At 62.5% G+C, this 22,583-nt stretch carries 23 protein-coding genes; 11 read left to right on the top strand and 12 right to left on the bottom strand.

What is annotated here, in order from left to right:
* Positions 1 to 49: 49 nt before the first annotated feature.
* Together pyrF and corA are read right to left on the bottom strand one after the other, a co-directional pair.
* The gene (gene pyrF / locus PHO31112_RS08850) at positions 50 to 862 is read right to left on the bottom strand and encodes an orotidine-5'-phosphate decarboxylase (RefSeq protein ID WP_150620183.1); all 813 of its coding nucleotides are present in this window, start codon (positions 860 to 862) and stop codon (positions 50 to 52) included.
* Between the two features lie 162 nt (positions 863 to 1,024).
* Positions 1,025 to 1,987, bottom strand: coding sequence for a magnesium/cobalt transporter CorA (corA, locus tag PHO31112_RS08845; protein ID WP_150620182.1), 963 nt, complete (start codon positions 1,985 to 1,987; stop codon positions 1,025 to 1,027).
* A gap of 258 nt (positions 1,988 to 2,245) precedes the next feature.
* Between corA and PHO31112_RS08840 the strand changes: the two genes are divergently transcribed.
* Entirely contained in the window at positions 2,246 to 3,121 is an 876-nt protein-coding gene (locus PHO31112_RS08840) for a mechanosensitive ion channel family protein (protein WP_150620181.1), read from the top strand.
* Positions 3,122 to 3,253: 132 nt separating this feature from the next.
* Here PHO31112_RS08840 and mtgA read toward each other — a convergent pair whose 3' ends face one another.
* From mtgA to mpl, 7 genes are all read right to left on the bottom strand, one after another.
* On the bottom strand, positions 3,254 to 3,994 hold the full coding sequence (mtgA, locus tag PHO31112_RS08835; RefSeq protein WP_150620180.1) for a monofunctional biosynthetic peptidoglycan transglycosylase: 741 nt from the start codon (positions 3,992 to 3,994) through the stop codon (positions 3,254 to 3,256).
* A gap of 9 nt (positions 3,995 to 4,003) precedes the next feature.
* Positions 4,004 to 4,876: a shikimate dehydrogenase gene (gene aroE, locus PHO31112_RS08830; protein WP_150620179.1), complete on the bottom strand. Its 873-nt coding sequence runs from the start codon at positions 4,874 to 4,876 to the stop codon at positions 4,004 to 4,006.
* A 91-nt stretch (positions 4,877 to 4,967) separates the two neighbouring features.
* Positions 4,968 to 5,864, bottom strand: a complete 897-nt coding sequence (lpxO, locus tag PHO31112_RS08825; protein ID WP_150620178.1) for a lipid A hydroxylase LpxO — start codon at positions 5,862 to 5,864, stop codon at positions 4,968 to 4,970.
* Positions 5,865 to 5,955: 91 nt separating this feature from the next.
* On the bottom strand, positions 5,956 to 6,915 hold the full coding sequence (locus tag PHO31112_RS08820) for an energy transducer TonB (protein ID WP_246177887.1): 960 nt from the start codon (positions 6,913 to 6,915) through the stop codon (positions 5,956 to 5,958).
* A complete protein-coding gene (locus tag PHO31112_RS08815; protein WP_150620177.1) occupies positions 6,909 to 9,101 on the bottom strand; it encodes a ribonuclease catalytic domain-containing protein in 2,193 nt (730 codons plus the stop codon). Before PHO31112_RS08815 ends, PHO31112_RS08820 begins: the two co-directional genes overlap by 7 nt.
* A 77-nt stretch (positions 9,102 to 9,178) precedes the next feature.
* Positions 9,179 to 9,790, bottom strand: a complete 612-nt coding sequence (locus PHO31112_RS08810; RefSeq protein ID WP_150620176.1) for a YqiA/YcfP family alpha/beta fold hydrolase — start codon at positions 9,788 to 9,790, stop codon at positions 9,179 to 9,181.
* A 53-nt stretch (positions 9,791 to 9,843) separates the two neighbouring features.
* Positions 9,844 to 11,226 (bottom strand): UDP-N-acetylmuramate:L-alanyl-gamma-D-glutamyl-meso-diaminopimelate ligase, encoded by a 1,383-nt coding sequence (mpl, locus tag PHO31112_RS08805; protein WP_150620175.1) that lies wholly within the window; start codon positions 11,224 to 11,226, stop codon positions 9,844 to 9,846.
* A 118-nt stretch (positions 11,227 to 11,344) separates the two neighbouring features.
* Between mpl and PHO31112_RS08800 the strand changes: the two genes are divergently transcribed.
* The 10 genes from PHO31112_RS08800 (at position 11,345) to PHO31112_RS08755 (ending at position 19,404) form a co-directional block, all read left to right on the top strand.
* Positions 11,345 to 11,995 (top strand): UDP-N-acetylmuramate--alanine ligase, encoded by a 651-nt coding sequence (locus tag PHO31112_RS08800; RefSeq protein ID WP_150620174.1) that lies wholly within the window; start codon positions 11,345 to 11,347, stop codon positions 11,993 to 11,995.
* Positions 11,996 to 12,094: 99 nt separating this feature from the next.
* Positions 12,095 to 12,619 (top strand): TlpA family protein disulfide reductase, encoded by a 525-nt coding sequence (locus tag PHO31112_RS08795; protein WP_150620173.1) that lies wholly within the window; start codon positions 12,095 to 12,097, stop codon positions 12,617 to 12,619.
* Between the two features lie 143 nt (positions 12,620 to 12,762).
* On the top strand, positions 12,763 to 13,209 hold the full coding sequence (gene aroQ / locus PHO31112_RS08790; RefSeq protein WP_036664542.1) for a type II 3-dehydroquinate dehydratase: 447 nt from the start codon (positions 12,763 to 12,765) through the stop codon (positions 13,207 to 13,209).
* Between the two features lie 69 nt (positions 13,210 to 13,278).
* Positions 13,279 to 13,737: an acetyl-CoA carboxylase biotin carboxyl carrier protein gene (accB, locus tag PHO31112_RS08785; RefSeq protein ID WP_150620172.1), complete on the top strand. Its 459-nt coding sequence runs from the start codon at positions 13,279 to 13,281 to the stop codon at positions 13,735 to 13,737.
* 100 nt (positions 13,738 to 13,837) lie between these two features.
* A complete protein-coding gene (gene accC, locus PHO31112_RS08780) occupies positions 13,838 to 15,199 on the top strand; it encodes an acetyl-CoA carboxylase biotin carboxylase subunit (protein WP_150620171.1) in 1,362 nt (453 codons plus the stop codon).
* 27 nt (positions 15,200 to 15,226) lie between these two features.
* Complete coding sequence (gene prmA, locus PHO31112_RS08775) at positions 15,227 to 16,120, top strand: 50S ribosomal protein L11 methyltransferase (RefSeq protein ID WP_150620170.1); 894 nt, start codon at positions 15,227 to 15,229, stop codon at positions 16,118 to 16,120.
* A 32-nt stretch (positions 16,121 to 16,152) separates the two neighbouring features.
* The gene (locus tag PHO31112_RS08770) at positions 16,153 to 17,247 is read left to right on the top strand and encodes a DUF3426 domain-containing protein (protein WP_150620169.1); all 1,095 of its coding nucleotides are present in this window, start codon (positions 16,153 to 16,155) and stop codon (positions 17,245 to 17,247) included.
* Between the two features lie 32 nt (positions 17,248 to 17,279).
* Positions 17,280 to 17,780 carry a thiol peroxidase gene (tpx, locus tag PHO31112_RS08765; protein ID WP_150620168.1) on the top strand — a complete coding sequence of 167 codons (501 nt, stop codon included), beginning with the start codon at positions 17,280 to 17,282 and terminating at the stop codon, positions 17,778 to 17,780.
* Between the two features lie 189 nt (positions 17,781 to 17,969).
* Positions 17,970 to 18,905, top strand: coding sequence for a carbohydrate kinase family protein (locus PHO31112_RS08760; RefSeq protein WP_150620167.1), 936 nt, complete (start codon positions 17,970 to 17,972; stop codon positions 18,903 to 18,905).
* Positions 18,906 to 18,924: 19 nt separating this feature from the next.
* Positions 18,925 to 19,404 (top strand): outer membrane lipoprotein, encoded by a 480-nt coding sequence (locus tag PHO31112_RS08755; RefSeq protein ID WP_150620166.1) that lies wholly within the window; start codon positions 18,925 to 18,927, stop codon positions 19,402 to 19,404.
* 214 nt (positions 19,405 to 19,618) lie between these two features.
* Here the strand turns inward: PHO31112_RS08755 and PHO31112_RS08750 are convergent, their stop codons facing one another.
* The 3 genes from PHO31112_RS08750 to PHO31112_RS08740 all read right to left on the bottom strand — a co-directional run bounded on the left by PHO31112_RS08750 (position 19,619) and on the right by PHO31112_RS08740 (position 22,062).
* Positions 19,619 to 20,203 carry a histone H1-like DNA-binding protein gene (locus tag PHO31112_RS08750; protein WP_150620165.1) on the bottom strand — a complete coding sequence of 195 codons (585 nt, stop codon included), beginning with the start codon at positions 20,201 to 20,203 and terminating at the stop codon, positions 19,619 to 19,621.
* Between the two features lie 24 nt (positions 20,204 to 20,227).
* Positions 20,228 to 20,533, bottom strand: coding sequence for a hypothetical protein (locus tag PHO31112_RS08745; protein WP_150620164.1), 306 nt, complete (start codon positions 20,531 to 20,533; stop codon positions 20,228 to 20,230).
* Positions 20,534 to 20,919: 386 nt separating this feature from the next.
* Positions 20,920 to 22,062, bottom strand: a complete 1,143-nt coding sequence (locus tag PHO31112_RS08740) for a ribonucleotide-diphosphate reductase subunit beta (protein WP_150620163.1) — start codon at positions 22,060 to 22,062, stop codon at positions 20,920 to 20,922.
* Positions 22,063 to 22,583: the final 521 nt, after the last annotated feature.

Below are 22,583 nucleotides of genomic sequence, written 5' to 3'. Positions count from 1 at the left end.
ACGTATTGGGCAATGACGGTGATGACTCGCGCATCAATACGACGCCCGGTCAGCGATAAGCATTGATGCTATCGCGCGTCTTCTGCGCAGCCGTCGCCGCAGCCTCGGCGAATTGCTCATCGCGACCGGCATAGATGATGGCGCGCGACGAATTGATCATCATGCCTGTGCCGTTGGCGGTACGGCCGGCTTTGACCGTCGCCTCGACGTCGCCGCCCTGAGCGCCCACGCCTGGGATCAACAGCGGCATATCGCCAACGATGCTGCGAACGGTCGCGATTTCCGCCGGGAACGTTGCGCCGACCACCAAACCGATCTGACCGCTCGTATTCCACGGACCCGCCGCCAAACGCGCCACCGTTTGATACAGCGGCCTGCCGTCGACATCGAGGAACTGCAGATCGCTGCCCCCCGGATTCGACGTCCTGCACAGCACGATCACGCCCTTATCGGCGTGCGCGAGGTATGGTTCCAGCGAGTCGAAACCCATATACGGGTTCACCGTCACGGCGTCGGCACGATAGCGCTCGAATGCTTCGCGCGCGTACTGCTCGGCGGTGCTGCCGATATCGCCGCGCTTCGCATCGAGAATAACCGGCAGGCCCGGATGATCGGCGTGAATATGCGCAATCAGCCGCTCAAGCTGGTCTTCGGCACGATGCGCGGCGAAGTAGGCGATCTGCGGCTTGAACGCACAAGCGTAGCGCGCGGTAGCATCGACGATCTGGCGGCAAAACTCGAAAATCGCGTCGGGCTGACCTTGCAGATGTGCGGGGATACGCGACGGCTCAGGGTCCAGCCCCACGCAAAGCAATGAATTGTTGCGCGTCCAAGCGGCCTTGAGAACTTCGGTGAATGTCATGACGGGGTTCCGGCGGGGTTCCGGCGGCGGTAGTCCGGCGGAGGGTGATTCGAGACTGGTTCCATCCAGCGATGGCCGCTATTTTACCTGCTCGGCGGCCTCGCCTTCCCTTGTTCAGCGCAAGATGGCCGCGACGGCGGCGTCGGGCACTGCCCGAGGCGCTCAGTCGAGCCAGCCGCGATGACGGAAATACAGGAACGGTGCAATCGCCGAAAGGATCATCAAGCCGATGGCGAACGGATAACCAACCTCCCAACGCAGTTCCGGCATCATCTGGAAATTCATGCCATAAATACTGGCGATCAGCGTGGGCGGAAGAAAGGCAACCGCCGCCACCGAGAAGATCTTGATGATCTTGTTTTGATTGATGTTGATGAAGCCGATCGTGGCGTCCATCAGGAAGTTGATCTTGTCGAACAGATACGCCGTGTGGTTATCGAGCGATTCGATATCGCGCAGGATCTGCTTGCCCTCCTGATACTGCTCGTCCTTGAGCATGCGGGCACGCATGAGGAACGACACAGCGCGGCGCGTATCCATGACGTTGCGACGAATCCGGCCGTTCAGATCCTCCTCGGCGGCGATGCTCTCCAGGGCCTTGGCGGCATCGGCATCGGTGAGATTCTTGCCGAGTACTCGCTTGCTTACCTCTTCGAGCGCGGCGTACACCCCTTCGAGCGAATCGGCCGAATACTCGGCGTCGGTCGAATAGAGGTCGAGCAATACGTCCATCGCGTCGCGAACCGACCCAGGACGAATGCGCGCACGCATGCGCACCAGCCGGAACACTGGCAAATCTTCGTCGTGGATGGAAATCAACAGGTCCTTGAGCGCCACGAACGCGACGGGAACGTTGCGCGACTGCTCTTCGTCGTCGAGCAGGAAATCCGTGCGGATGTGCAGCACGCCACCATCGTCTTCGTAATAGCGGGCCGATGCCTCGATATCGGTCACCTCATCGCGTGACGGCAACTTGACGTTGTAGGCCTCTTCTACCCAGCGGCGCTCCTCTTCCGATTCGCTATGTAAATCGACCCAAACCGGTGAGACGCTGGCCAGGTCGCTGGGGTGGTCACATGTCACCTGTTGCAGACGGCCATGATGGATGACGAAGGCATTGATCAAACGAGGTTCTCCCGGCTACACAGCGACGGCAAGTGTAGCAGCCGCTCCACGGACACGCCAAGAACGGCAACCTTTCCCGATGACGCGCGTCTTCCGTCGTCGGTCGGCGGAGGATTCTTCCGTAAGCATCCTCCTAAAACATTAAAAGTCGGCGCGGGCGGCCGGGAATGCTGGCAAGCTAGTCGAACCAATCTACGCACTTTGCGTCAACCTTGGTATCGACGCGTTCACGCGTCCATCGACAGGGAGAAAAGCGAAATGAATGAAGTCACGCCCCCTCTCGCGTCCTTCGACGCGGTGATGGGTTTTCTCGCGGGCAATGCCGTTCGTTACGGGCTGTCGTTCGTACAAGCCGTGCTGATTCTGCTGATCGGCTTCTGGATTGCGAAACGATTGGCTCGCTTCGTTCACCGCGCCCTGAGCCGTTCGCCGCATTTCGACGCCACGCTCAAGCCGCTCATCGAGTCGGTCGTGCTTTGGTCGGTACGCATCATCACCATCGTTGCGGTACTGGCGCAGTTCGGCGTGCAAACAGCCAGCATCATCGCAGTGCTCGGTGCTGCCGGTCTGGCGATCGGTCTCGCGCTGCAAGGCACGTTGCAGAACATCGCGGCGGGCACGATGCTGCTGGTGCTGCGCCCCTTCCGCAACGGCGACTACATTACCGCCGGCGCGTCGGTCGCGGGAACGGTCAACGAGATCGGCCTGTTCACCACCACGCTCACGAATGCCGACGGTATTTACGTCTGCGTGCCGAACAATCAGATCTGGGGGCAACCGATCACGAACTTCAGCCGGAACGCCACGCGTCGCATGGAGATCACCGTGGGCATTGCGCTCGACGACGATCTCGACGCAGCCATGGCCGCGCTGCATGCGCATGTCGCGCACGACGACCGGGTGCTCGACAAACCTGCGCCGGAAATCATGGTCAAGCAGGTCAGCGACAGCGCCGTGATTGTGAACGTGCGTGTCTGGTCGCTGCTGGGCAACTACTGGGGGCTGTATTGGGATCTCCAGCGTCGTGTCAAAGAGACGGTCGAGGGTGTGGGTTGCTCGCTGCCCTTCCCGACACGCACCATCATGCAAGTGCCTGCGCAGCCCATGCCGGACGCAGCGCAGCCGAGACACTAGGCCCGGCTCGCCTTCCCTCTCATGCGGGGGCACGGGTTGCGGAACACCGGGCAGCGCGGCTTTCGTCGCGCCGCCTTTTTTCGTCGTGACGCAGCGCTGACGCCGCAGAGACGGGCCGGCATCGGCAATGCGCTACTGCGGCAACTCCGCCGCGCCCATACGACGCGAAATCACGCCAGCGCGCTGCGCGAGATACGGCGAATTGCGATGGGTGTCGAAATAGCGCGGACGCGGCAGCATCACGGCCAGTCGCGCCGCCTGCCATGGCGAGAGCTTGGCGGCCGGAATGCCGTAGTAGTAACGTGCGGCCGCTTCGGCACCGAATACGCCGTCGCCCCACTCCACCGAATTGAGATAAATCTCGAAGATGCGCTGCTTGTCCATCCAAAACTCGAGCATCCAGGTGATGCTCAGCTCTTCGGCCTTACGCAGATAACTCTTCTCGCTCGACAGAAACAGATTCTTGGCCAACTGTTGCGAGAGGGTCGAGCCGCCAGCGACGATGCGCCCCTTCTTCTGATTCTTCTCCCACGCGCCGAGCATCGCGTCGATCTCGAAGCCGTCGTGGTTGACGAAGTTCGCGTCTTCACTCGCGATGATCGCGCGCTTCAGGTTGCGCGAAATCTGATCGTACGGCACCCATTCGTGCCGCAGCGTCGCGTTCGCATCGGTCTCGCGCAGCCTCGCCTCGGCCGCCCGCATGAACGCCGTCGACTGCGGATTGAAATGCACCCACCAGCCGATTTGCATGAAGTAGTAAAGCTGTGTGGCCAGCACGCCCACGAACAGCAGCGTGACGACGTAGGCCATCCAGTGCCACGGACCCCAACGGCGTTTACGGGTCGTGCGCGGGGTTCGTCGCTGCGCAGCCATCGCGGAAGATCAGCCCTTGGCGGCGAGTCGTGCACGCAACGCTGCGCGCACGGCATCGGTCGACGGACGCACGCCGCGCCACACCGCAAACGCTTCAGCCGCCTGTTCGACCAGCATGCCCAGTCCGTCCACCGCGCGTGCCGCACCGGCCGACAATGCGTGCGTCATGAACACGGTCGGTTGCGCACCGTACATCATGTCGTAGGCCAGGGCTCCGGCCGCGTAGACGCCAGCCGGCAGCGGCGGCAACTCGCCCTGCAAGCTGCCGGCCGTGGCATTGATGACGACATCGAACGCCGCCGGGGTGGCGTCCCAACCGCCGCCGGCCAGCGCAACGCCATGACGCTGCGCCGCCGCCGTAAAACGTGCGACAAGCTCATCGGCGCGTGCGGCCGTGCGATTGGCGACGAACAGCGCCGCCGGCGCCGCCTCGATCAGCGGGAGCATCGCGCCGCGTGACGCGCCGCCGGCGCCAAGCAGCAGCACGCGGCGCCCCTTGAGCGAAACGCCAAGCGGCCCCTCGATATCGCGCACGAGCCCCACGCCGTCGGTGTTGTCACCGGTAATTCCCTGTGCGTCGAACACCAGTGTGTTGACGGCGCCAGCCGCCTGCGCGCGCTCGGTCAGACGATCTGCGAGCGCGTGAGCCTCGAGCTTGAACGGCACCGTGACGTTGGCGCCCCGTGCGCCGCTCTCGATGAAAGTTCGGACAGTGGCCGCGAACGCATCGAGTGGCGCGAGCAGACGTTCATAGGTGAGATGCTGCCCCGTCTCGCGCGCGAACTCAGCGTGAATGAACGGCGACTGACTGTGTTCGACAGGATGACCGATCACCGCGTAGCGATCGGCCGGCAGGTCCCCGGGTGGCGTTTGGTTTGTCATCGTTTTCAAAGACGCGGCGCCTGGCTTTCGCTCAGGCGCCGCTGTTGCGTGCGTCAAATACGGCGTTTGGCCAAAGGTCTGCGAGCGCCGATCACCAGAAGATCCACAGCGCGATGCCGCCGAACAAAGCCCATTTCACTGCATAGTACACGTAGCGGTTCCACGCCTTGAGGCGTTTGCCGACAATGCGGATCGAGTAAATATACTTGAACGCCTTGTTCAACCCGCCGGTACGGTCGCCCGCCTCGTTGGGCGACGCCGCCGCACCGACCAGATGACGGCCGAACCAGTGGTTGATCGCCTGCGTCCAGCGATACTTCATCGGACGCTCGACGTCGCAGAACAGAATGATGCGGTTCTGACCGCTCTTGTTCTCGGCATAGTGAATGTACGTCTCGTCGAACACCACGCCCTCGCCGTCGCGCCAGCTATAGCGCTGACCGTCGACGTCGATATAACAGCGGTCATCGTTCGGCGTGACCAGCCCGAGGTGAAAACGCAGCGACCCCGCGAACGGATCCCGGTGACGCACGAGGCGGCTGCCGTGCGGCAGTTCGGCAAACATCGCCGCCTTGATCGTCGGAATCTGGCGTACAAGACCGGTGGTCAGCGGACAGAGTTCATTGGCAGACGGATGCGCGTCGTCATACCACTTCAGATAGAAACGCTTCCAGCCACTCTTGAAGAAAGAATTAAAGCCAAGATCGTTGTACTTATCCGACGCTTTGATTTGGCTCGCGCCGAGCAGCGATACCGCTTCGGCACGAATCGCTTCCCAGTTCTGGCGCAACGGCTCGAGTTCCGGGAAGTTTTCGGTTTTCAGATATGGCGTTGTCGGCACACGAGAGAACGTGTACATGAACACGTTCAGTGGCGACAGAAACGTCGAATGGTCAGAGAGTTGGCGGAAAAATTTGTGGCGAACCTTGCCGCGAAAATGCACATATGCAGCACAAGCGGCAAAGATCGCCAACACAATCCATTTCATGGCTGACTTTCCAAGAGTCGGAGAAAACTTCGCAATTATAGAAATATTTAGAAGGTTTTTCCGAGCAGGCCACGCCGTGAAATGCCAGGTATTACCGTGCCTCGCCCTCCGGCGGGGCGGCCAGCGTTTCGGCCTGCACGCCCTGACGTGAGAACGTCATCCGCGTGACGATTTCGAGAATGTCGTAGCGCTGTTTCATCTCGGAAGAGAAGTCGCCAAACGGAGCGCTGGCTTGCACGATCGCCACGGCGCGGCGGTCCAGATCGCGATTGCCGGAGCTTCGCGTGACCTCCACACCCGTGACGCTCCAGCCGTCCTTGTGATACCCGAGTCCGCCGCGTTGATTGACGTTGAGCGTCACGATCAACTCGCCATAAAGGCGGTCGTTGCCGATCTGCGGAAAGTGCTCCGTGCCGTAACGCTCCACGCGATGGCGTAGCGTATCGAAGTATCGGGCGTACACCACTTCGCGCGTGTTGGCCGTGACCTGACCGCGTTTCGGACGAGTCTGATACGCGCGCAACTGCTTATCGATTTCCGCCTGCAGACGGGCGATCCGCTGATCGACGTTCTGATCGTCGTGCCCTTGCCCGCGTTGCGGGGCGTCGGCACGATTGCGCTGCGACTCCGGCGCGGCAGCGTACTGACTGCGCAGTTGCGAAAGCAACTTTTCCTGCATCGCCTCGAGGTCGCTCACGTTGCGCTGGATCTGCGCGACGGGCGCGCCGTCGCGCTCGAAGGCACGCGACGGCAAGGGCGACGTCGCGCGCTCACCGTCGTGCTCGCCGCCGCCCACAAGGTTAGCCTGCGCCAGCGCGGTGGCCTTGTCGGGCGCGTTGGCCGACTTCGCATTGACGAGAACGACTTCGAGCGGCGAGTCTGCGCTGTGCAGCCGGAAACTATCGGGTGCGACGAAATGCACCGCCAGCGCGAGCAGATGAACCACGGCCGAAAATACGAGACCCGTGGCAAGCGGATGCTCACGCATGAGCGACCAGCCGCGGCGTCGGGCCTCGCCCAGATTGCCGGAGGCGAGCGCCGGTTTCAGCACGCCGAGCTGGCAGAGGCGTCGCGAGCGCCCGCAGCCATCAGCGCGGCAGCGAGCGGCGAAGTCTCGGAGCCGGCATCCGCCGGTTGCGCGACAGGCGCACTCGTGTCGGGCGAGGCCGACACGGCATCCTCTTCACTGCGGCTTTCGACACCATCGGCATCGTCATTGCTGTCGGTACCATCGGCGCCATCGGTGTCATCCGCACCGCCTGCTCCCTCAGCCAGTTCTCCGCCGTCGCCGCCCTCACCCGCGCCGCCTTCCCCTTCGTCATCGTCATCGGCAAGCACGGTCTGGCTGGCGTCGAGCACCTGCGAGATACGCACCGAAATACTGAGCGTGACGACGTCGAGCGACAGCACGTCGAGCATGATCTGCGTGCCACGCGCGTGCAGACCGAGTCCCGGCACAATCAACGTCAGCGGGATGTCGTTCAGACGCACCGTGTCGCCCTTGAGCACACTCGCCTGCACCTGCGACTTGTTCTCCTGAAGCAGCCAGCGCAGACACCAGTAACGCTCCATCCGGCTCTGATGCTCGGCATAGGCGGCATAAGCGGCCTCGAAGCTCGAGACGGTGACATACAGATCGGCGTCCTTGGGCTTGAAGGGCGCCGCCAGTTTGGCCGTCACCCCGTGACGCACACACGCGATCAACTGCCACTGGTTCACGAGATCGACGTAGCGACGAAGCGGTGAAGTGCTCCACGCGTACTGCTCGACGCCGAGGCCCTCATGCGGCGCCGGCGACGTCTGCATGCGCGTACGGTTCACACCGTAGGCACGTTGTGCACGGTAGATGCCGGGCACGCCGCATTCGGCCAGCAGGCGTCCCCAACGACTGTTCGCGAGAATCGCCATCTCGGCGACGATCAGATCCAGCGGCGCACCCCGCAGGCGCTGCTTGATCGTGATGTGCTCGCCGTCGACGTAGAAACTGAAGTCGGTCTTGTTCTGCACTTCCGGGCGCAAGCCATAGCCCACGCGTGCGGCCTGACGTTTGTCGTAAAGCGACTGCGCGAACGGCCACAGCAGACGCAGTTCTTCCTTGTGCGGATAGTCGCCGCTGCCATCGGCCAGCGCCTCGGCCGTGATGATCGAGTCGAGTTCGTTGTGGCGCAGGTTCGCAGAGATCGGCACGCGTTCAGCACGCGTCTCGGTGGCGACGATCTCGTACGTGTCGGCCTTGGCCACGACATACAGCGACAACGCCGGACGGGCACCGCCTTCGGCGAGCGTGTACGCCTCGACCACGGCGTCGGGCAGCATCGTAATCTTCTCGCCGGGCGCGTAGACCGTCGACAGGCGTACGCGCGCGATGGCGTCGATGGCGTCGCCGCGCGTGATTCCGAGCGCAGGCGCCGCAATGTGGATACCCACACGCAGCAGGCCGTCGGGCAACAACTGCACCGAGAGCGCGTCGTCGATTTCCGTCGTCGTCGAATCGTCGATGGAGAATGCCTGCACGTCGGCCAGCGGCAGATCGTCGCTTGGCAGGGGAACCTGCCCCACATCGGGGAAGCCAGTACCGCGCGGGAAGTACTCGTAGAGGAATGCCGCCTCGTGATACGCGCGCGGCGACGCAATGCCGCCACAGGCAAGCATTACTTCGGCGTGCGTCTTACCCAGCGCGCTGGCGGCGGCGTCGAGCGCCTTCCACTCGATGGCGTTCTTGTCCGGGCGGAACAGCAACAGCAGTTCCTTGCCCTTGAGCGCATCGGGCAGCGTGCCCGCAATCATCTGATCCGCATAGCTGGCCTGCAACTCTGCCTGCTGCTGCTTGCGGGCGAGTCCTGCGAGCGCGGCCTGGATTTGTTCCTGCGGCGCGCGTTGATACTGGCCGCGGCCCTTGCGGCGGAAGTAGATCGGCGAGGCTTGCAGGGCCAGCGCCAGTCCGGCCTGTTGCGCAACACTCGCGCCTTCGCCGAAGTACTCGGCGGCGAGCGTCGGAAACGGAAACTCCTCGGCAGGCGCGCATTCCCACAGGAAACTCATATCGATGTCCTGTGCGGCTGCCTGAGCCTGGGCGATCAGATCAGCGGGAGAGGGCGACTCAAAACGCAACAGGACGTCGCGTCCTTTGATCTTGCTACGGCGTCCGCCAGGCAGTTCCACCTGATACGACTCACCCTGCTGCGACAACACCGTGCCAGCCTTGAAGCCGCCGGATTCCTCAAAAAAAATGTTCATGAAACAGCCATCGATCGCAATAGGCGATATTGTAGCCCGCCAAACGACGGCGGTTTAGGGCAGAACGGGCAAACGCGTCATTCGCTCGCGAGCGAACCTGCGGCACCGGGCGAAGAGGTGACATCGATGCCGGCGAAGCGCAGCACGTCGTCCATATAATCGATAAAATCGGAAATACCGTGGTCGCTGCCTTCGATCTGGGTGAGCTTGGCCCCCGGGAACTTCGCCACCATGTCACGGTAGTCCAGGGTCTGGTCGCCGGTCGCCGCCACGAGGTAATAGCGCTCGGCACGCGTGATCTGCGCCACGTCGATCATGCGCAACTCGTCCAGGTGGCGCGGCTCGACGACGATGGTGCCGCCGCCATGCCACATCGGCTGCTCGCCGAGCCATTTACCAAGGTCCTCGTACGGCCGCGTGGCCGGATTGAGCAGCACCGCGCGGCAGCCGAGCTTCTCGGCCAAATAGGTTGCGTAGTAGCCGCCCAGCGAGCTGCCCACGATGGTCAACTCGTCGGGCGCCACGCCGGTCAGCAGGCGCTGGGCGTCCACCACTGCCGCCAGCGGCGACGGCGGCAACTGCGGACACGCCCACGCATGTCCCAGGCCGAGCCGGTGCATGCGGGCAGCCATCAATTGCGCCTTGAACGAACGCGGCGACGAACGGAAGCCGTGCAAATAGAGAATCATGTGAGCCCCCGATAAAACCCAATCAGTATGCGCAAACGGCGACGGCGCCGGAATCAGGCGCGCGCCGCCAGTGTGTCGAGCAATTTCTGGTGAATGCCGCCGAAGCCGCCGTTACTCATCACCACGATCTGGTCGCCGGGCTGTGCTGCCGCACTCACCGCACGCACGAGTCCGTCGATATCGCTGAAGGCCTGCGCCCGGGCGCCGAGCGGTGCGAGCGCTTCGGCAAGATTCCAGCCAAGTGCGTCTTTGCCCGACGGCGCACCGTAGCCGAACACCAGATCGGCATCGGCCAGACTCGCGGGCAATTGCGACTTCATCACGCCGAGCTTCATCGTATTCGAGCGCGGTTCGAGCACCGCCAGAATACGCGCGGTGCCGGCCCGGCGGCGCAGTCCGGCCAAGGTCATCTGAATGGCGGTCGGATGATGAGCGAAGTCGTCGTAGACGGTGACGCCCGCCACCTCGCCGCGCACTTCCATGCGGCGCTTCACGTTCTGGAACTTGCCCAGCGCCGCCGCGCCCTGCTCCGGCGGCACCCCCACGTGCCGTGCCGCCGCCAGCGCCGCCAGCGCGTTCATCCGGTTGTGCTCGCCCTGGAGCGACCACTTCACTTCCCCGGCAGCCGCCGGGCCGTGATGGACCCAGAAGGCTTCCTGCCCCGGCGCGAGCGTGTCGTTGGCCTGAGCGACGTGCCAGCCGTCTGCCACACCGAAGCGTTCAACCTCGCTCCAGCAGCCGCGCACCAGCACGCGCTCGAGCGCCGCCTCGCGACCATTGACGATCACGCGGCCCTGCCCCGGCACAGTGCGCACCAAATGATGGAATTGCGTCTCGATGGCGGCCAGATCCGGGAAGATGTCGGCGTGATCGAACTCCAGGTTGTTCAGAATCGCCGTGCGCGGATGGTAGTGGACGAATTTGGAGCGTTTGTCGAAAAAGGCCGTGTCGTACTCGTCGGCCTCGATCACGAAGAAATCGCTGTCAGTCAGACGCGCCGAGATGCCGAAGTTCATCGGCACGCCGCCGACGAGGAATCCCGGATGGTACCCGGCGTCCTCGAGAATCCAGGTCAGCATCGACGTGGTTGTCGTCTTGCCATGCGTTCCCGCCACGGCCAGCACCCACTTCTTCGACAGCACATGCTCGCCGAGCCATTGCGGGCCCGAGGTGTATGGCAGGTTTCGATTCAGGATCTCTTCCATCAGCGGATTACCGCGCGAGACGACGTTGCCGATCACGAACAGGTCGGGCCCCAGTGAGACCTGTTCGGCGTCGAACCCTTCGATCAACCGGATGCCCTGCGCCTCGAGTTGCGTGCTCATGGGGGGATAGACATTGGCGTCGCAACCTGTGACGGTGTGGCCGGCCTGACGTGCGAGGACTGCCAGACCGCCCATGAACGTGCCGCAGATGCCAAGAATATGAATATGCATGGATGGGGAGCGTGGTGAGGACGGGCCGAACCCGTGCGGGAAATGGAGTGCCGAAAAGCCAAGGGCTCCATTGTACCTGTGGCGTGCTCTGCAATGCCTTTCGGGTATCATCGTCCGCATGACACGCAAATCCTGGACCGACGCCCAACGCCTGCGCGAAGAAATTGCGCTGGCCGCCGCACGCCTCATCGCCGAGGAGGGCGCCGACTACGCCACCGCGAAGCGCAAGGCGGCGAAGCAGGTCACCGGTGAGACGCGGATTGCCGGTGAATTGCTGCCAGATAACGATCAGATCGAAGCGGAAGTCCGCGAGTACGTCCAGACCTTTCTCTCCGACACGCAGCCCGCCGAGTTGGCGCATCTGCGCCAAGTGGCGCTCACCGTCATGACGGCACTGGCGCGCTACCGGCCGTTCATTACCGGTGCCGTCTACAACGGCACGGCAACGGCGCTATCGGATATCTATTTGCAGGCTTTTTGCGACAATCCGAAGGAAGTTGCCATCGATCTGCTCAATCGGGGAATCGACTACGAGGTCTCGGAGAGCCGCCATTTCAATGGCCGTGGCATGGTCGAGACGCTGAGCTTCCTGTGGCGCGAGCGGCATCAGCGGGGTGAACCTGCGGGCGTGCACCTGTCCTTGTACTCCCTGGATGACATGCGCGGTGCGCTCAAGGCAACCGACGGCAACGGCCGCCCGATACGCGTCGATGCCAACGGCCTGCGCGCGCTGATTGCCGAAGCCACGGAGCCAGCGGCCAACAGTTGATCTGCCGTCATGTTGCGGCAAAATCGCCACTTATTCTCCTCAATTGCCCTCCGTTTTTCGTCTACCGTTGATCCCGGCACCTCTGCCCTCCCTCCCATCATGGCAAAACGCATTGTTATTCTAGTGATTCTGGCGCTCGCAGGGCTGGCGGGCGGCTTCTGGCTCGGCCACCGGAACCCGCCGCCGGCGAACGCCCCGGACGCCGCTGTCGCGCAGTTGCTCGCCACCCGGCTGCCCGACCTGCGCGGTAACGAGCAGGCCGTCTCGCAATGGCGCGGCAAAACACTGGTCATCAACTTCTGGGCGCCGTGGTGCGGGCCCTGCGTGGAAGAAATGCCCGATTTGCAGGCATTGTCCTCGGAATTCGGTAGTAAAAACGTCCAATTCGTGGGAATCGGCATCGATACCGCCCAGAACATGATCGCGTTCGAGCAGAAGGTAAAAGTCGACTATCCGCTGCTCGTGGCCGGCTACGCGGGAACCGATCTGGCCCGTGCGCTGGGCAACAAGGCCGGGGCATTACCGTTTACCGTCGTTGTCGATCCGCAGGGCCGCCTGCACTACGAGAAGCTCGGCCGCATCTCGTCGGACGAAGTCCGCGCAGCGCTCAGGCCGTTCATCTGACCCCACAGCGGAAACAGGAAGTCACGGGGGCATCACGGGGAGTCCCGCCGGACGTGGGTGGCACGGCACGATTTTCGCCCCACTGGACAAAATCCACCAACTGGCGTTTAATTGCGCCCAATTTCGTGAAATTTGATTCGCCAATGCCTCACCGCATTCTCGTGCTCCATGGCCCCAACCTGAACCTGCTCGGCACTCGCGAGCCGGAGGTGTACGGTCGCACGACGTTGGCCGACATTGACTCCGCCCTTGTGGCGCAGGCCAAGACGGCGGGTGCCGAGGTGGTGACATTCCAAAGCAATCACGAAGGTGCATTGGTTGACCGGATTCAGGCGGCTCGCGATGAGTCGATCGACTTCATCGTCATCAACCCTGCGGCCTACACCCATACCAGTGTGGCGATGCGCGACGCCCTGGCCGGGGTGGGCATTCCGTTCGTCGAGGTCCACCTCTCGAACGTCCATGCGCGCGAAGCCTTCCGGCATCACTCGTACTTTTCCGATATAGCGCAAGGCGTGATCTGCGGCCTGGGCTGGCGCGGCTACACCTTCGCACTCGATTTTGCCCTGCGGCGACTCGCCGGCGGGTAGTCCTCTCATCCCCATTTCCCCGCGCGGGGCGTTGCCCCCGTGCCGATATCGAATCAAGGAGCTTCCTTCATGGATTTGCGCAAACTCAAGACGTTGATCGACCTCGTGGCCGAATCGGGTATTTCCGAACTCGAAGTCACCGAAGGCGAAGGCAAGGTCCGCATCGTCAAGGCGCCGCCCCAAGTGATCGCCGCCCCGATGCAGATGGCCATGCCGGCACTCCCGCAGGCCGCTGCGCAAGCTCCCGTCGCTCCGAGCGCTGCCCCCGCCCCGGCCACGCCGGTGCTGCCGCAAGGTCATATCGTGACGTCGCCGATGGTCGGTACGTTCTACCGTGCCCCGTCGCCGGGCGCCGATCCGTTCGCGCAAGTCGGCGACTCGGTCAAGGAAGGCCAGACGCTGTGCATCATCGAAGCCATGAAACTGCTCAACGAAATCGAGTCGGACAAGGCTGGCGTGATCAAGGAAATCCTGGTCGAGAACGGTCAAGCCGTGGAATACGGTCAGCCGCTGTTCGTGATCGGCTAATGCCGGTTGTCGGACGCCCCACGCAGCGCAGCTGTGTACCGCTTGGCGGCAAGCGGCGTCCGGCCCCGCTCCTCTCCCCTTACGGGCAGGACTGCACATAATGTTTGAAAAAATTCTCATCGCCAACCGCGGCGAAATCGCTTTGCGCATCCAGCGCGCGTGCCGCGAGATGGGCATCAAGACCGTCGTGGTCTACTCCGAAGCCGACAAGGAAGCGAAGTACGTCAAGCTCGCTGACGAAGCCGTTTGTATCGGCCCGGCACCCTCGCCGCTCAGCTATCTGAACATGCCTGCGCTCATCAGCGCGGCAGAAGTCACCGACGCCCAGGCTATCCACCCAGGCTACGGCTTTCTCTCCGAGAATGCCGACTTCGCCGAGCGCGTCGAGCAATCGGGCTTCACGTTCATCGGCCCGCGCCCCGACACCATTCGCCTGATGGGCGACAAGGTCTCGGCCAAGCAGACGATGATCAAGACCGGCGTGCCCTGCGTGCCGGGCTCGGAAGGCGCGTTGCCCGACGATCCGAAGGAAATCGTGCGCATTGCACGTCAGATCGGCTATCCGGTGATCATCAAGGCCGCAGGCGGCGGCGGTGGTCGCGGCATGCGCGTGGTGCACACGGAAGCGGCACTCGTGAACGCGGTTAACATGACCCGCGAGGAAGCCGGCCGTGCGTTCGGCAATCCGGAAGTCTATATGGAGAAGTTCCTCGAGAACCCGCGCCATATCGAAATCCAGATTCTCGCCGACAAGCACAAGAATGCAATCTGGCTGGGCGAGCGCGACTGCTCGATGCAGCGCCGTCACCAGAAGGTGATCGAAGAGGCGACCGCACCGCTGATCCCGCGCCGTCTGATCGAGCGCATCGGCGATCGATGCGCCGACGCCTGCAAGAAGATGGGCTATGTCGGCGCCGGCACGTTCGAGTTCCTGTTCGAGAACAATGAGTTCTACTTCATCGAAATGAACACGCGCGTGCAGGTCGAGCACCCGGTCACGGAAATGATCACGGGCATCGATATCGTGCAGGAACAAATCCGCATCGCGGCCGGCGAGAAGCTCGTCTACCGTCAGCGCGACATCCAGTTCCAGGGGCACGCCATCGAGTGCCGTATCAACGCCGAAGATCCGTTCAAGTTCACGCCGTCGCCGGGTCGCATCACCGCCTGGCACATGCCGGGCGGCCCCGGCATCCGCGTCGATTCTCATGCTTATAACGGCTACTTCGTGCCGCCCAACTACGATTCGATGATCGGCAAGCTGATCGCCTACGGGGCAACGCGCGACCAGGCGATTCGCCGCATGCGCGTGGCGCTGTCGGAAATCGTGATCGAAGGTATTCAGACGAACATTCCGCTGCACCGGGAATTGATGCTCGACGCCAAGTTCGTCGAAGGCGGCACGAGCATCCATTATCTGGAACACAAGCTGGCGCAGAAGTCTGCCGTCGGCAGCAATTAAGTCGTTAATTCGTAGGAACTACTCGCTATGTATCGCGAACTCGTCGTAGAAGTTGCCCGTGCCCAAGCCGAGGCCCTGTCAGACGCCCTGCTCGATCTCGGCGTGCTGTCCGTCTCGGTGGAAGACGCGGACGCCGACACGCCCGACGAGCAACCGATGTTCGGCGAGCCTGGTCTCACCCCGCCGGACACTGCGTGGCAGCACTCGCGCGTGGTCGCGCTGGTGGGGGAAGACCAGGACGCCGCCGTGCTGCTCGCGGCGGCGGTCAATGAATTGGGGCTCGCCGCGTCACCCGCGTTCACCTTGCGTGACGTGGAGGAGCAGGATTGGGTGCGCCTCACGCAATCGCAGTTCGAGCCGATGCAGATCGGCCAGCGGATCTGGGTGGTGCCGTCGTGGCACGACGCCCCGGACACCGACGCCCTCATCCTCGAACTCGATCCGGGCCTGGCCTTCGGCACCGGCAGCCATCCAACCACGCGACTCTGCATGGAGTGGCTCGAACAGAACGTACAGCCGGGCCAATCGCTGCTCGACTATGGTTGTGGCTCGGGCATTCTGGCGATTCTCGCGCGCAAGTGCGGCGCCGATCCGGTCATCGGTATCGATATCGATCCGCAGGCCGTCGAGTCCGCCCGCTACAATAGCGAACGCAATCACGCGACGGTCGAATACGGACTGCCCGACGACCTGCGCGACGGTCAGTTCAACATTGTGGTCGCTAACATCCTGTCGAATCCGCTCAAGCTGCTGGCCTCGATGCTCACCTCGCGGGTAGCACCGGGCGGACGCCTCGCGCTGTCCGGCGTGCTGGAACGACAAGCCGGCGAAGTGATCGCTGCCTACGCGCCCTATATGAAGATGTCGGTCTGGCGCGCTGACGATGGCTGGGTCTGCCTGCACGGGCAGGCCGCCAGCTAAACCGCGCACAACGCGCCGAGCCCTCGAGTCCCATGACCCAGCCCTCGCGCGTTCTCGCTACCCGCTGCCCCCACTGCCATACCGTCTTTCGCGTCGTCTCGGATCAGCTCAAGCTGCGCGATGGTTTGGTGCGTTGCGGCAATTGCCGTGAAGTGTTCGACGGACGCGCCTATCTCTGCGATCCGCCCAGCGAAGCGAGTGACGCGCCGGCCGCCGAGATGATGAGTGCGACGCCAGCCGATAGCACTGCCCTCATCGATACCGTCGCGACGAACGGCGCCGGTACCCACGACATCTCGGGCGAACCGCAGGTGTCGTCGCTGCCGATCGATAAGGCGGTGTCTGCGGCATCGGCGAACGAATCCGTACCCCGCGCCGAACGGCCGCCGGCGCCCGAGATGCTCACGCCCACCGCCATCGCTGCGTTGCTGGGCACCGCCGACGAAAGCCGGGCGCAAATGCAACATGGCCCAAGGCGCTACATCGACGACGACGAACCCACGAGACTCAACACACCGACCTCACCAACCGCCTCGTCGTCCCGAGCCGAACCACCAGGCTCGAGCCACCTCGCAGGGCAACCGCAGCGCCCCGGTGCCGGCCGCGCGATCTGGCGAGTGCTGCTCACGCTGGCGATCCTCGGCCTGGCTGCACAGTGGGCATGGATCGAACACGCCGCACTGGTCGACCGGGTTCCGGCATTGCGCGGCGTGTTCACCGCTATCGGCCGGCCGATGCATGTGACGATCGCACCACCGCGTCAGCCGGACATGATTCAGCTTTCCAGCGTGACTCTTGTCACCGACGAAGCCGGCACAGAAGACGCCACCGACGCAACGGCAAGCGCGGTGTCTGCCTCCCCGGCCGACGCCGTACCCATGACGCTCACCGTGTTCATCCGCAATCAGGCGGACTACGCGGTGGCGTGGCCATCGCTCGAACTGACGCTGTCGGACATCGACGGCAAGCCCGTCGTGCGACGCGTTTTTGCGGCCAGCGACTACGTTGCCGATGCCGCGCTGCGCGAGGCCGGGCTGGCTTCACGCAATGAACGAACGATTCGGTTACGATTGTCGGCGCAGGCAGCGCTAGCCAGTAATTACCGGGTGCTCGCGTTCTATCCTTGATAGCGCTGTTGCACTCAATTCAGGAGATATTGATGTCCCAAGTCACGCTCGGGGGTAACCCCATCGAAGTCGACGGCCAGTTCCCGCAGAAGGGTCAGACCGCACCGGCACTCTCGCTCGTCAACGCCAAATTGCAAGACGTCACGCTCGACGACTTCGCCGGTAAACGCAAGGTGCTCAACATCGTGCCGAGCCTCGACACGCCGACCTGCGCCACCTCGACCCGCAAATTCAACGAAGCCGCCGGTAAGCTCGAGAACACTGTCGTGCTCGTGATCTCGGCCGACCTGCCGTTCGCGATGAGCCGCTTCTGCGCCACCGAAGGCCTGAACAACGTTGTCACGCTCTCGACCATGCGCGGTCGCGAGTTCCTCAAGAATTACGGCGTGGCGATCACGACCGGCCCGCTCGCCGGCGTGGCAGCTCGTGCCGTCGTGGTGCTCGATGCCGATAACCGCGTGATCCACGCTGAACTCGTGCCCGAGATCAAGAACGAACCGAACTACGACGCCGCGCTCGCCGCCCTGGCGTAAATCACTGCCGTTCATCTGGCTCGCCCGCATCAGTCGATTCGGCCGGTGCGCGCCGGATCGCAGTTCCCGTGCCGGCGCAACAGATGCGATGCGCCGGCCCGTTTTTTCGACAGCATGAGGCGGCTCGACTGCGAGTCATCGACTGCCGCCCTTGTTGCCCCCTTCTTACTTTTCGCAAGGACCTGTTCCGTGACTACCGTGATCTGCGGCTCGCTCGCCTACGACAACATCATGACGTTCGAAGGCCGCTTCGGCGAGCACATCCTGCCCGATCAGGTGCACATCCTGAACGTCAGCTTCCTCGTGCCGACGATGCGCCGCAACTTCGGCGGGTGCGCCGGCAACATCGGCTACAGCCTGCATCTGCTGGGGGGCTCGCCGGTGGTGATGGGGACGGTCGGCGGCGATGGCGGCGCCTACGTCGAGCGTTTCCAGTCGCTTGGCATGACGACGGAATTCGTGCGCACCGTCGCCGACAGCATGACGGCGAACGCCATGATCACCACCGATCTGGACAACAACCAGATCACCGCCTTCCACCCGGGCGCAATGATGTTCTCGGCGGAGAATCGCGTGGCCGACGTCAAAGGCGCCACGCTCGGCATCGTCGCCCCCGATGCCCCGGACGCCATGCTCACCCACGCCGAGGGCTTCGCCGCGGCAGGAGTGCCTTTCGTGTTCGATCCGGGCCAGGGTTTGCCGCTGCTCTCGGCTGAGGCACTGCGTCGCATGGTGGAACTCGCAACGTATCTCGCGGTCAACGACTACGAAGCCAAGCTCCTCTGCTCGAAGACCGGCTGGTCGATGGAAGACCTGCAGTCCCGAGTCGAGGCACTTGTCGTCACGCGCGGAGAGCACGGGGCCCTGATCTTCGCCGACGGCAAGCAACACGACATTCCTGCCGTGACCGCCAAGCGCATCGTCGATCCCACCGGTTGCGGCGATGCGTTCCGTGGCGGGTTGCTGTATGGCATTGAAAAGGGCCTCGACTGGCCGACGACCGGCCGCCTGGCCAGCCTGATGGGTTCACTCAAGATTGCCGAGCAAGGCCCGCAGACTTATGCACCGGCGCGCAGCGAAATCGAGGCGCAATATGTAGAAGCGTTCGGCCACCGCTTCGAATGATCTTAGAAAAGGCACAACGATGGCACGACTGACCACACCGCTCATTATTCTCACTGCCGCGGCTTCGCTCTCTCTGTCCGCCTGCACGGCGTTCGGCCCGAGCAATTCTGCGAGCGTCTACAACAGCCGTCAGGCGCAACGCGAACAGGTCGTGCGCATGGGCACGGTCGAATCGGTACGCCCGGTCACGATCGACAGCAGCAACGGCGATCCGGGCATTCTCGGCATCGCGGGCGGCGGCGCGCTCGGTGCCATCGGCGGCAGCGCCATCGGCGGCGGTCGCGGTTCGATTGCGACGGGCATCGTGGGCGGTCTGCTGGGCGCCGTGGCAGGTCAAGCCATCGAGAGCCGCATGAGCAAGAAGGCGGGTCTGGAAATCACGGTGCGACTCGACAACGGCGAGCTGCGTGCGATCACGCAGGATGCCGACGAGACGTTCCAGCCGGGACAGCGCGTGCGTCTGCTCTCGAGCGGCGGCGTGACACGTGTGACGCACTAAGTCTTCACGTTGCGCTGACACGCGCTGTACTTGCCGGAAGCGATCTCGTATCGCGCCTGTGCACGCATGACTCGGGCGACTCAGGTCGCCCGTTTTCATTTGCACCATGAAAAAACCCGCTGCGACGATGACTCATCACAGCGGGTTCCGGATCGAGTAGGCCTACTCGATCAAAAGACACCTAAGTGCCCTGGTTCCTGCATCGGCACTCGAATTACGGACGGCTGCCGGTCGGGAACGGCCATGCCGCTGCCGGGTTCAGCGCCGTCTTCGGTGCTGCCGGCGACGTAGCCGGAGCAGGCTTTGCAGCAACCTTCTTCACTGCCGGCTTCTTGGCAGCAGCGGGCTTCTTCGCAGCAGGCTTCTTGGCAGCCGGCTTCTTCGCAGCAACCTTCTTGGCAGCAGGCTTCTTGGCAGCGGCCTTCTTCGCTGCCGGCTTCTTCGCAGCGACCTTCTTCACTGCTGCCTTCTTGGCTGCCGGCTTCTTGGCGGCAACCTTCTTCACCGCTGCCTTCTTGGCGACCGGCTTCTTGGCGGCAACCTTCTTCACCGCTGCCTTCTTGGCGACCGGCTTCTTGGCGGCAACCTTCTTCACCGCAACCTTCTTCGCTGCCGGCTTCTTGGCAGCAACCTTCTTCGCTGCCGGCTTCTTGGCAGCAGCTGCCTTCTTCGCTACCGGCTTCTTAGCAGCCACAGCCTTCTTGGCGACAGGCTTCTTGGCGACAGCAGCCTTCTTCGCTACCGGCTTCTTGGCAACAGCCTTCTTGGCTGCGGGTTTTTTCTTAGCAGTAGTAGCCATCACTTTGCTCCTTAACGTGAAAGATCACTCAAACAAACCACCTGAGAAGGAAACCCGACCACCGTGCGGTGAACTGCCGGCGAGCGGGCTATTCATCGGCGTACGCATCGGACAACGACGGCTTACGCTAATGAATTCGGCGCTGCGCGCATGACGCTGACCGTGTGTGGTCACGCGCGCAAAAAAATTGCCGGCGACATCGCCGCCAGCAATTCGATTGTCTTGAGAAGGGGGATTCGCCAGATTCTTCGGGGGGTAGCTTGCCTGTCCCGTCATCGGGATGGAGGAGATTGCGATAGCGGATAAGCGATACTGCTTGCTATGCACCAAGGTTTTTACGCTCCGTAACTACCAGCTCTCTGTCGCGGGAGGAAAGCAATGTGCTTTCGTGTGTTCATCGAGACTGCAATTTATTTGAGCGAATCATAATTCTTTTGTGATGCGATGTTAATACTTTGCACGTAAAAAAGCGCACAACATTCGTAATGAAGAAGTCAATCTGTTGTATTTGATGCACATCGCACTCGCATGTCGACGCATGCGAAGCACTTGCGAAGCGATCGAAACGTCTTGCGAGTGAGGATGATGTGCGTGACCTGCACATTCTCTTTTGCTTCTCTTGCTGTTGGTCACGCCTGTCATGCACGCACACACCACCCTCTCGAAACCCGCATGGATACTCGCTTTGCAGCGAGCACCCATTTTTTTCTCCGGACTTAGTCCCAGCTCAACGCGCCACCGGTCTGGTACTCGATCACACGCGTCTCGAAGAAGTTGCGCTCCTTCTTCAGATCGATCATCTCGCTCATCCACGGGAACGGATTCTCTTCGTTCGGGTAGAGCGCTTCGAGACCAATTTGGGCACAACGACGGTTCGCGATGAAGCGAAGATAGCTCTTGAACATGCCCGCGTTCAGACCAAGCACGCCGCGCGGCATCGTGTCTTCAGCGTAGCGATACTCCAACTCGACCGCCTTCTTGAACAGCTCGCGAATCTCTTCGCGGAACTCCGGCGTCCACAGGTTCGGGTTTTCCAGCTTCACCTGATTGATCAGATCGATGCCGAAGTTGCAGTGCATCGACTCGTCGCGAAGGATGTACTGATACTGCTCTGCAGCACCCGTCATCTTGTTCTGACGGCCCAGCGCGAGGATCTGCGTGAAGCCGACATAGAAGAACAGACCTTCCATGATGCAGGCGAACACGATCAGCGAGCGCAGCAGCTTCTGGTCGGTTTCCTGCGTGCCGGTCTGGAACGACGGATCGGCCACGACTTCAATGAACGGGAGCAGGAACTCGTCCTTGTCGCGAATCGACGGCACTTCGTGATACGCATTGAAGATCTCGCCTTCGTCCAGCCCCAGGCTCTCGACGATGTACTGATAAGCGTGCGTGTGAATCGCCTCTTCGAACGCCTGACGCAGCAGGAACTGGCGGCACTCCGGCGCGGTGATGTGGCGATAGGTGCCCAGCACGATGTTGTTCGCGGCGAGCGAGTCGGCGGTCACGAAGAAGCCAAGGTTGCGCTTGATGATGCGGCGCTCGTCGTCGGTCAGACCGTTCGGGTCCTTCCACAGAGCGATGTCGCGCGACATGTTGATTTCCTGCGGCATCCAGTGGTTCGCGCAACCCGCGAGATATTTCTCCCAGGCCCATTTGTACTTGAAGGGCACCAGCTGGTTCACATCCGTCGTGCCGTTGATCACGCGCTTGTCGGACGCACTCACGCGACGCGTCGACTGCGAAGCGATCACACTCGGGGTATCCCCTTGGGTGCCGAGAATGTTCGACGCAGGGGCCGGAGCAGCGGAGGGAGCAGCCGGTTTGGCGGCGGTGGTGTCTTCTTCCCAGTTAAGCATAGGGTCTCAGTCCATTCAGGTTGATGCGATGCACACAGGCGCGCACATCGCCGAAGTGACAGATCAGCCGTTCGCGGGCGAAGGCTGACAAAAAACTAGCGATCCGGCAGTCGGCGACCTATCGCCGGCAGTGCGAAGTTCGCCGGAAAAGTTGCCGTGTTTCGGGGGTAATGCAGATGCGCAATTACGCAGTTTTGAACAACAATGCCGACGCGAGAGCGATAACAACATCATGACCTCCCGACGTCGAATTGAATGACTCCAATTTAGCACAATTACGTTACTCATTCCAGCACGCGACACTAGATATAGTGTCGCACCGCGCGATAACCACTATACCTAGTGTTTGGCGATTTCCCTTAGCCATTGGCATCCGGTCTCGCGGGACCGGCATCTTGCCACGAAACGGCGTCGCACGACAGCCATTGCGCCGCCTTCGGAGGGCGCGGCGTCACATTGGCGTATCCTGTGGCGGCGAGCGTCACCGCGCAGCGGACCGGAGCGGCAGATTCCGGCGTGCG

The organism is Pandoraea horticolens, assembly GCF_902459555.1.
GTDB lineage: Bacteria > Pseudomonadota > Gammaproteobacteria > Burkholderiales > Burkholderiaceae > Pandoraea > Pandoraea horticolens.
The sequence above is the reverse complement of the archived record's forward strand: the minus strand, read 5'-3'. Positions and strand labels throughout refer to the sequence as shown.

Excerpts from the sequence above, each read along its gene's own strand:
- pyrF (WP_150620183.1), bottom strand. The coding sequence starts at position 862 with ATGACATTCACCGAAGTTCTCAAGGCCGCTTGGACGCGCAACAATTCA.
- PHO31112_RS08840 (WP_150620181.1), top strand. The coding sequence starts at position 2,246 with ATGAATGAAGTCACGCCCCCTCTCGCGTCCTTCGACGCGGTGATGGGT.
- mtgA (WP_150620180.1), bottom strand. The coding sequence starts at position 3,994 with ATGGCTGCGCAGCGACGAACCCCGCGCACGACCCGTAAACGCCGTTGG.
- aroE (WP_150620179.1), bottom strand. The coding sequence starts at position 4,876 with ATGACAAACCAAACGCCACCCGGGGACCTGCCGGCCGATCGCTACGCG.
- lpxO (WP_150620178.1), bottom strand. The coding sequence starts at position 5,864 with ATGAAATGGATTGTGTTGGCGATCTTTGCCGCTTGTGCTGCATATGTG.
- PHO31112_RS08815 (WP_150620177.1), bottom strand. The coding sequence starts at position 9,101 with ATGAACATTTTTTTTGAGGAATCCGGCGGCTTCAAGGCTGGCACGGTG.
- PHO31112_RS08810 (WP_150620176.1), bottom strand. The coding sequence starts at position 9,790 with ATGATTCTCTATTTGCACGGCTTCCGTTCGTCGCCGCGTTCGTTCAAG.
- mpl (WP_150620175.1), bottom strand. The coding sequence starts at position 11,226 with ATGCATATTCATATTCTTGGCATCTGCGGCACGTTCATGGGCGGTCTG.
- PHO31112_RS08800 (WP_150620174.1), top strand. The coding sequence starts at position 11,345 with ATGACACGCAAATCCTGGACCGACGCCCAACGCCTGCGCGAAGAAATT.
- PHO31112_RS08795 (WP_150620173.1), top strand. The coding sequence starts at position 12,095 with ATGGCAAAACGCATTGTTATTCTAGTGATTCTGGCGCTCGCAGGGCTG.
- aroQ (WP_036664542.1), top strand. The coding sequence starts at position 12,763 with ATGCCTCACCGCATTCTCGTGCTCCATGGCCCCAACCTGAACCTGCTC.
- accB (WP_150620172.1), top strand. The coding sequence starts at position 13,279 with ATGGATTTGCGCAAACTCAAGACGTTGATCGACCTCGTGGCCGAATCG.
- accC (WP_150620171.1), top strand. The coding sequence starts at position 13,838 with ATGTTTGAAAAAATTCTCATCGCCAACCGCGGCGAAATCGCTTTGCGC.
- prmA (WP_150620170.1), top strand. The coding sequence starts at position 15,227 with ATGTATCGCGAACTCGTCGTAGAAGTTGCCCGTGCCCAAGCCGAGGCC.
- PHO31112_RS08770 (WP_150620169.1), top strand. The coding sequence starts at position 16,153 with ATGACCCAGCCCTCGCGCGTTCTCGCTACCCGCTGCCCCCACTGCCAT.
- tpx (WP_150620168.1), top strand. The coding sequence starts at position 17,280 with ATGTCCCAAGTCACGCTCGGGGGTAACCCCATCGAAGTCGACGGCCAG.
- PHO31112_RS08755 (WP_150620166.1), top strand. The coding sequence starts at position 18,925 with ATGGCACGACTGACCACACCGCTCATTATTCTCACTGCCGCGGCTTCG.
- PHO31112_RS08750 (WP_150620165.1), bottom strand. The coding sequence starts at position 20,203 with ATGGCTACTACTGCTAAGAAAAAACCCGCAGCCAAGAAGGCTGTTGCC.
- PHO31112_RS08740 (WP_150620163.1), bottom strand. The coding sequence starts at position 22,062 with ATGCTTAACTGGGAAGAAGACACCACCGCCGCCAAACCGGCTGCTCCC.